Source organism: Acidimicrobiales bacterium (genome assembly GCA_035533095.1).
GTDB lineage: Bacteria > Actinomycetota > Acidimicrobiia > Acidimicrobiales > Palsa-688 > DATLUM01.
The window spans coordinates 1-7,796 of sequence record DATLUM010000027.1; the positions used below are offsets into that span (position 1 = coordinate 1).

Below are 7,796 nucleotides of genomic sequence, written 5' to 3' on the forward strand. Positions count from 1 at the left end.
GCATCGCCACGGAGGATCGAGTACATCCGCTGGATGGTCGTAATCACCACGCGCGACGGTTTGTCTATCGCGTTCGACTGGAGGAGCTGGACGTTGTACAGCTCGGTGAACTTGCGACCGTCGTCGGGCGTCGTGAAGGCCTGGAACTCCTTGAGCGTCTGGCGTCCGAGGTTGGCCCGGTCCACGAGGAACAGAATGCGGCTTGCGTCGGCGTGCTTGATCAGGCGGTACGAGACGAACGCGGCGAGCATTGTCTTGCCGGAGCCAGTTGCCATCTGGATGAGCGCCCGGGGCCGAAAGTGCTGGAGCGACACTTCGAGGTTCTTGACCGCGTCGTCCTTGGGAGGCCACAGCCCTGATAGATCCGCCGGGGGCATCTCGCGCAGTCGGCCACGGAGTGTCGCCCGTTCGATCCCACCCCACTCCATCCAGACGCGGACCCATTCTGCGAGCGTTTCAGGCCGATGGAACGAGAACACCTGCCGGCTGGCCGGCTCGGGGTCGAAGGCGTTCGTAAACCTGGTCTCTACGCCGGTCGACTCGTAGGCGAAGGCAAGCGGCTTGGTGAGCGCTGGAACGTTGTCCGGCAGGCCCGCCGTGTACTTCGCCGACTGCCACTCGACTCCCGTCAGCGTCGACCCGGCCTTCTTAGCCTCGATGACTCCGACCGCTTTCCGGTCGACGAACAACAGGTAGTCGGCATCGCCGTGACCCGGCGCCATCGGGAACTCACGGACCGCCACACCGCGACCAGCGCCCAGGTTCATCTGCTTATGGCGCTGCACTACCCAGCCCGCCGCCGTGAGCTTCTGATCGATCTCCACACGCGCCCGCGCCTCTGGACCGAGGTAGTCGCTCGGCTCAGGCATTGGCGGCTTCAGAGGGACCTTGGGCATGGGCGCGTCACGAGCAGTCACGCCACGCAGCGCGCCGTCGCTATCCCCATTCTGGACGTTTCAGTCCTCTGATGTCCCTGATCGTACGAGACTGTGCCGATCCATCCGGTAGAAGATCCGGTAGAAGTCGGGAGAAACTGAAGGGGCCTCGGCGACCGAGACCCCTTCTGACCAGCACTTTCTTAGTGGCGGGGGTTGGATTTGAACCAACGACCTTCGGGTTATGAGCCCGACGAGCTACCAGACTGCTCCACCCCGCGGCGGTTCAGACACGATACCACCGCATCGCCAAGGAGCGCATCGGCGGCAACCGCCCCTGAACAACACGAGGCTGAGAAACGCCTCGTCGCTACCGGGCTGAGCTGCAAGCGGGGTACCAAGCCAGACTGGCACTACCGTTGCGCCTTTCCTCGTCCGTTTGTGAACCCGAGAATGGTCAATCCCACACGAGACGAACTGGACGCTGCCGAGGGCAGGACAGTGCCCGACGTCATTACGGGCGACCTGTCCGTGCTGTTCTGCGGGGTGAATCCGGGGCTCTGGTCAGCCGCGGTGGGCCACCACTTCGCACGACCGGGCAACAGGTTCTGGAAGTCGCTTTATCTCTCCGGCTTCACCGACCGCCTTCTGACCCCGGAGGAGGGCCGAGAACTGCTCCGCTCAGGCCTCGGCGTCACCAACCTGGTCGACCGGGCGACGAGATCGGCAAACGAGCTGACCCGCGCGCACCTGCGCGAAGGCGCGGAGCGGCTAGCCCGCAAAGTTGTCAGATGGCGCCCGCTGTGCGTCGCGGTGCTCGGGATGAGCGCCTACCGGACCGCGTTCGACCGCCCCGCCGCCCGGCTGGGACTTCAGCCAGAGGACCTGGAGACGGCAAAGCTCTGGCTGCTGCCCAACCCGAGCGGGCTTCAGGCGCGGTATCAGATCGCGGACATCGTCGAGCAAATGCACGAACTCCGCTCGTACGTCTCCAACGGGATCCGCCCGCGAGCACCCGGCGGCGGCAAGCCGTAGCGTCAGCGAGATGGACACGCACGGAACGGCCAGGCGGGTCCTGGACGACCTCGACCGCGACGGGTACTCCATCATCGAGGGCTACCTCGACCCGGCCGACGTGGCGGCCAAGCGGGCCGATCTGCACCGCATCCTGGACGCGGTACCCACCGGGCGAAACGACTTCGAGGGCTACTCCACCCGGCGCATCTACGCCCTGTTCGCCAAGACCCGCGCGGGCCGCCGAGCCGTGATGCCTGCCGGGTCACTGATGATCTACCTGGGTGGCCTGCTGCACGGCGGTGGAGCGAACCGAACCGACCGCCCTCGCCTCGGGGTGATCCTGGAATACTGCGCCGGCTGGCTGCGCCCCCAGGAGAACCACGTACTCGGCGTTCCCAAGCAGATCGTCCAAGACCTCCCCAGGCGCCTGCAGGAGCTCCTCGGCTACAACGTCATCGGGTTGCTCGGCAACGTCGACGGCCGCCATCCACTCAAATACCTCGACGACAATCGACCGCTTCGCCACGCGGTGATCGACCCCTGAAGATCACACTGTCCGGATGCTGATGAACAGCGTCTTCGACTCAAGTGCCGCTGATGTCGACTCGTGCCTGGCCGCCGCTGCCCAGTGGCACGACGACGGTGATCCCACCGCTCGGCCCGACGAGGATGGGCTCGGTCTTTGTCCCCTCAGGTCCGGCGATGGTGACGGTGAGCTGCGAGCCCGGCTGGTACTGGTCGGGAGTGGTGACGGTCGCGGTGCCGCTGCCGGAGAATTCGAACCCCGACGGTGTGCCGTCGGTGAGCGAGCTGAACTCCTGCGCGGCCGCCCGGCCCATCGAGACGCTGTAGCCCCACTGCGACCAGTCCTTGTCGATCGACATGTAGGAGATGACAGTCGGGTCCTTTGGATTGGCGAAGTCGGCCATCATCATCGGCACGTAGGCGCGCAGGTCCCGGGCCCAGTAGGGCCAGCTGTGGGTGCCGTAGACGTAGTCGTCGTAGTAGGACGGGATGCCCTCGGCGACGAGATGCTGGTGGAAGTGCTCGGTCGACTGGTACACGGCACCCTCGAGCGCCGAGGCCTCGGGGTTGGGCGTGGTGTCGTACGGCCCGTCGATGCCCTCACCCGTCCACAGGTCGATGCTCATGCCGCGCAGGTTGGTGATCAACGTTGCGGGGTCGTGTCCCTCCCAGTTGATCTGGTCGGTCACCGGGTTGCCCAGCTCGGAGAAGGGCGGGACGCGATCGTCACCGACCTCGATCGCCTCGATCACCCCGATCGCGCCGGCGAAGACCTCGGGGTCGCGCTCGATCTCTGGCGCCCCGGAGAAGGACGCCATCGAGACGAACATGTCCGGGTGCCGCGCGGCCATCTCCCCGGAGCCGTAGCCACCTTGAGAAAGACCGGCCACCGCGCGCCCGTCACGGTTGGCGATCGTGTTCAGGTTCGTGTCCACCCAGGGGATGAGCGAGTCGATGAGGTAGTCCTCGAACTGGGATGGACCGTGGGTGGTGGTCTGGTCCACCCAGTTGGTGAACCAGAAACCGCCGTCGCCGTTGAACCCGCAGTCCGGCATCACGGTGATCAGCTTGTAAGGGGCGGTGGTCTGCTCCGCGCCGCCGGATTCGACCCAGTCCGACGCCTGCCCGCTGGTGCCGTGGAACAGGTAGAGAACCGGGTAGCGCTCGGTAGGGTCGTTCCCGTATCCCACGGGCAACAGGATCCGGATGTTGACCGGCCGGCCGAGGTCGGGGGACAGCACCTGGACGCTGTAATCGCGGTCGTCGACGCGGGTCACGCCAAGCACGTGAAGTCCCTCGCCGCCGGCAAACGACGGGCCCGCCGGCGCGCTAACCGCCGGAGCGGTGATGGCCGGCACGGCAGGCAGCGCCAAAGCCACGCACGCCGCCGCCACAACCGCGCGCCGACGCCCAAACGGAATGGATCGGGATAAAAGCCGCGGCACGTCAACAGCATTCCACCTCGTGGATGCGCCGGCCAGTTCGGATTTTGAGGGACAATCCTGTTTTGTGGGACACAGCCGTCATCTGATGACGTCTCCGTCCCACAAAACGGAACCGTCCCACAGAAAACCGTGAGCGAGCGAAGGAGACCGGTGACCTCCACCTTGGATCGAGACTCGAAGCCCGTCGGGGTAAGCGACGAGCGTTTCGACGTCCGCCGGTTCATGTCGCCTCTCGCCGGCGGCCTCCCCGGAGCCGCGAACGTCATCATGCAGCTGAGCTGGCCGGCCGTCGGCTACGGGGTCCTGGAGAGCCGGGTCGATTCGGGTAGCGCGATGAAGCACCCGATCAAGCGGGGCCGCACCACCTTCACCTACCTGGCGGTCGCTCTGCTCGGCGACGACGAGGACCGGCGGCGGTTCCGTTCGGCGGTCAACGGCCAGCACGCGCAGGTGTACTCGACCGAAGAAAGCCCGGTGGCTTACAGAGCCATGGACCCGAAGCTGCAACTCTGGGTGGCGGCCTGCCTGTACTACGGGCTGGTGGATCTGACCGAGCGGCTCCACGGCCCCCTCGACGACGCCACCGCGGACCGGCTCTTCAGCTATTCGGCTCGGCTCGGCACGACGCTCCAGGTTCGGCCGCACATGTGGCCGGCGGACCGCGGCGCCTTCCGCTCGTACTGGGAGGAGTCGCTCGCGCAAGTGCACATCGACGCCGTCATGCGCGAGTACCTGCTCGGTCTCGTCGAGCTCAAGAACCTGCCGCGGCCGTTCCAACTCCTCTTCGCCGGCAACAACCTGTTCTGGACCAAGGGTTTCCTTCCGCCGCTGTTCAGGGAGGAGATGGGCTTCACCTGGTCGGGCAGCGACGAGGAGAAGTTCACCCGGACGTTGCGCAGGATCGGCCGTTTGGAGAGACCGATACCTCCGGCGTTGAAGGCCCTGCCCTTCAGCCTCCTGCTCGCCGACATGCGCCGGCGGGTCAGGGCCGGCCGGCCGCTCGTATAGGTGCAGGGTTTCGATTGCCTGCTGTGAGCGGCGCGAAGCGGTGGAACCGCCTCGACACCGACGAGCGGCGGAGCCAGATACTCGAGGTTGCCCAGCGCCTGTTCTCTCAGCGACCTTACGGGCAGGTCTCGACGATCGAGATCGCAGACGCCGCCGGCGTCACACGCGGCCTCGTCCACCACTACTTCGGCACCAAGCGCCAGCTGTACCTCGAGGCCGTCAGGGAGCTGGTCCGGCTCCCGATCGGTGAGCTGTTCGACTCGATGGTCGCGCTCACCACCGGCGGCAGGGTGCTCTCCTGGGAGGAGAGCGTCGACGCCTGGATGGACCTGGTCGAGCAGAACCGCGAGCCGTGGCTGCTGGCGATCGACGCCGGAGAGACCGGCCAGGACCAGACGATGCACGAGATCCTGTTCCAGGTGCGCGACCGGACTGCTTCACAGGTGATGCTGGTCCTCGGTCTCGACGACGAGCACCACCCGGAGATCCGGTCACTCGTTCTCGCCTACGGCCGCTTCGCCGAAGAGGTCACGAGGGAATGGCTGGACCGCCGGCGCATCAGCCGCGAGCAGGCGCGCACGTTTCTGCTGGGTTCGCTTCCGCTGATGGTGGAGCACCTGCTTCCCGAAGCGCTCAGGCCGCCGTTTCGTCCTGCGGCTCGCGAGGGCTGAGCTGAAGAGGCGCGACTCTTCTCAGCGGGGGGACCGCCAGCGACCCCCAACCGCGGCATGAACCGCGCCGGGTCTGCCGCTCAGACCATGGGCTCCGAGCCGACCTCTGGGTGCGCTCGCATGTACTCGACGAGGCGACCGGCGTAGGTGGCGAGTGGCGGGACAGCGATCCCAGAGGCCTCGAGATCGGCCGTGGTGTTCGTGGTCAGGAACCAGGTCGGGTCTGCGAAGTAATCGACCAGTTCAGGCGGCATTCGCATCAACCGGCGTACTCCCGGCACGTAGCGGATGGCCGCCTTGGCCAGTCGGCGAGGCAACGGGACGCGGATCACCCGTCGGCCGGTCGCCTCGGCGAGGACATCGACCATGGCAGCAACGGTAAGCGGGTGGGGATCGGCCAGGGCGTACGTCCGACCGGCGGACTGTGGAAGGCCGGACAGGTAGGCGGCGGCGGCGACCACGAAGTCGCGTGGGACGACGTTCACCGAGGTCAGGCTGGGATCACCTATCACCGGTAGCACCGCGATGCGAGGCTGGCGGAGCAGGAGTTGCAGGGCGAAATACGGCCCGTCGTACTTCTGGGTTTCGCCCGTCCGGCTGTCGCCCACCGCGATCGACGGCCGGTAGATGGTGGCTGCCAGGCCCTCGACCATTCGCCGGCGCACCTCCACCTCGGCGAGGTGCTTGGTGGCCTCGTAGTGATTTTGGAACGGCGCGCCCACCTCGAGATCCTCCTCACTGAACGGGCCCGGGTAGCGGCCGCTCACGTAGCAGGTGCTGAAGTAGTGGAACCGGCGGAGCCGCTCGCAGTGGACTGCAGCGTCGAGGACATTTCGCGTGCCGTCGACGTTCACCCGCATGGCCAGTTCGGGCTCAACGGTCAGGTCGTAAACAGCCGCCAGGTGCCAAATCTCGGTTGCGGTCGACCATATTCCGGCGCCGTCGTTCTCGGAGAGCCCGAGCCCGGCAACCGTGATGTCACCCGCAACCAGGCTGATCCGGCCCCCCAGGGACTCGTCTTCGGCGACGAGCTCCTTCACACGCAGCTCGGCGGCGGGCTGGTACTTCGGCTGCACCAGGCAGACGGCTGCCTCTCCGGTTCGAGCCATGATCCGGGGCAACAGAGCGCTGCCGAGGAAACCCGGGAATCCGGTCATGAAGATCGTCATGTCCCTCCCTTTGATGCGTCAGGTACGACAGTTCGGATGGTAAGTAGCGGGCGGACTGCAGCCCAGGGCCGTTGGTCCCCAAAACTCGAAAACTGCCGATCGGCCCTTGTCGACCGCACCTTTTGGGAACACGCTGGCCCTGTGGGCCGATGCTGAGCGCCCACAAGCGAGGAGGAGGACGGGCATGATTACTGCGCGAGACACGTCGCCCCACCTCGGGCAGGCCGGGCTGGGGCCACGGGTGACGGGGGACATGCTCGAGCGTCTGGCCGGGCGGGTGATTACAGGTGGTCCCCGCGACCCACTCGAGGTCCACATGCCGGCCAGCGGGGACCCGTTCGCCCGGGTACCCAGGTGCACACCCGACGACGTGGTGTCCGCCGCAGCACGGGCGCGGGCAGCCCAAGGCGCATGGGCCGAGGTCCCGGTGCCCGATCGGGGGGAGATTCTCCTGCGCTTTGCGACGCTGGTCCTCGATCGTCAGGACGAAGGGCTGGACCTCATCCAGCTCGAGAGCGGAAAAGCCCGCCGGCACGCGTTCGAGGAAATCATCGACGTGGCCCAGGTCGGCCGCTACTACGCACGGACGGCGCCACGCCTGTTAGGCCCGCATCGAAAGGCGGGCGCTATCCCCGGCCTGACCCAAACCTGGGAATACCACCATCCGAAAGGGGTGATCGGGATCATCTCGCCGTGGAACTATCCGCTAACCCTCGGGGTGACGGATGCGCTGCCCGCGCTGGTGGCGGGGAACGCAGTAGTCGCCAAGCCCGACCAGCAGACGCCGTTCACTGCCCTGTGGGCCGCGGACCTGCTCGAGGAGGCGGGTCTGCCGCCGGGCGTTCTGCAGGTCGTGACCGGCACCGGAGCTGAGCTCGGTGATGCAATCGTCGACAACAGCGACTTCGTCATGTTCACGGGGAGCACGCGGGTCGGCCGTACCGTCGCCGCCAGGGCAGCCCACCGGCTGGTCGACTTTTCCATGGAGCTTGGCGGAAAGAACGCCATCCTCATCCTCGACGACGCCGAACTGAGAAAGGCCGTGCCCGGCGCCATCCGGGCGGCGTTCTCGAATACGGGACAGCT

Annotated in this window: 8 protein-coding genes and 1 tRNA gene; 5 read left to right on the top strand and 4 right to left on the bottom strand. The window is 66.5% G+C overall.

All coding sequences use genetic code 11. The annotated features are described in order from the left end of the window. Together VNF71_02745 and VNF71_02750 are read right to left on the bottom strand one after the other, a co-directional pair. The coding region (locus tag VNF71_02745; protein HVA73466.1) for a DEAD/DEAH box helicase family protein at positions 1–869 on the bottom strand (869 nt) is incomplete at its 3' end. Between the two features lie 213 nt (positions 870–1,082). Further along, positions 1,083–1,156: transfer RNA gene (locus tag VNF71_02750), tRNA-Met, on the bottom strand. A 220-nt stretch (positions 1,157–1,376) separates the two neighbouring features. Between VNF71_02750 and mug the strand changes: the two genes are divergently transcribed. Both mug and VNF71_02760 read left to right on the top strand, forming a co-directional pair. Next, complete coding sequence (gene mug, locus VNF71_02755; GenBank protein ID HVA73467.1) at positions 1,377–1,910, top strand: G/U mismatch-specific DNA glycosylase; 534 nt, start codon at positions 1,377–1,379, stop codon at positions 1,908–1,910. 10 nt (positions 1,911–1,920) lie between these two features. After that, a complete protein-coding gene (locus VNF71_02760; GenBank protein ID HVA73468.1) occupies positions 1,921–2,436 on the top strand; it encodes a hypothetical protein in 516 nt (171 codons plus the stop codon). 40 nt (positions 2,437–2,476) lie between these two features. Here VNF71_02760 and VNF71_02765 read toward each other — a convergent pair whose 3' ends face one another. Beyond that, the gene (locus VNF71_02765; protein ID HVA73469.1) at positions 2,477–3,796 is read right to left on the bottom strand and encodes an alpha/beta hydrolase family protein; all 1,320 of its coding nucleotides are present in this window, start codon (positions 3,794–3,796) and stop codon (positions 2,477–2,479) included. Between the two features lie 216 nt (positions 3,797–4,012). Between VNF71_02765 and VNF71_02770 the strand changes: the two genes are divergently transcribed. After that, on the top strand, positions 4,013–4,870 hold the full coding sequence (locus tag VNF71_02770; GenBank protein ID HVA73470.1) for an oxygenase MpaB family protein: 858 nt from the start codon (positions 4,013–4,015) through the stop codon (positions 4,868–4,870). Positions 4,871–4,893: 23 nt separating this feature from the next. Continuing rightward, the gene (locus tag VNF71_02775; protein ID HVA73471.1) at positions 4,894–5,541 is read left to right on the top strand and encodes a helix-turn-helix domain-containing protein; all 648 of its coding nucleotides are present in this window, start codon (positions 4,894–4,896) and stop codon (positions 5,539–5,541) included. A gap of 80 nt (positions 5,542–5,621) precedes the next feature. On the opposite strand, the gene VNF71_02780 is transcribed toward VNF71_02775, so the two are convergent. Next, complete coding sequence (locus tag VNF71_02780; GenBank protein HVA73472.1) at positions 5,622–6,710, bottom strand: SDR family oxidoreductase; 1,089 nt, start codon at positions 6,708–6,710, stop codon at positions 5,622–5,624. A gap of 184 nt (positions 6,711–6,894) precedes the next feature. Between VNF71_02780 and VNF71_02785 the strand changes: the two genes are divergently transcribed. Next, a partial coding sequence (locus tag VNF71_02785) for an aldehyde dehydrogenase family protein (GenBank protein ID HVA73473.1) occupies positions 6,895–7,796 on the top strand: 902 nt, incomplete at its 3' end.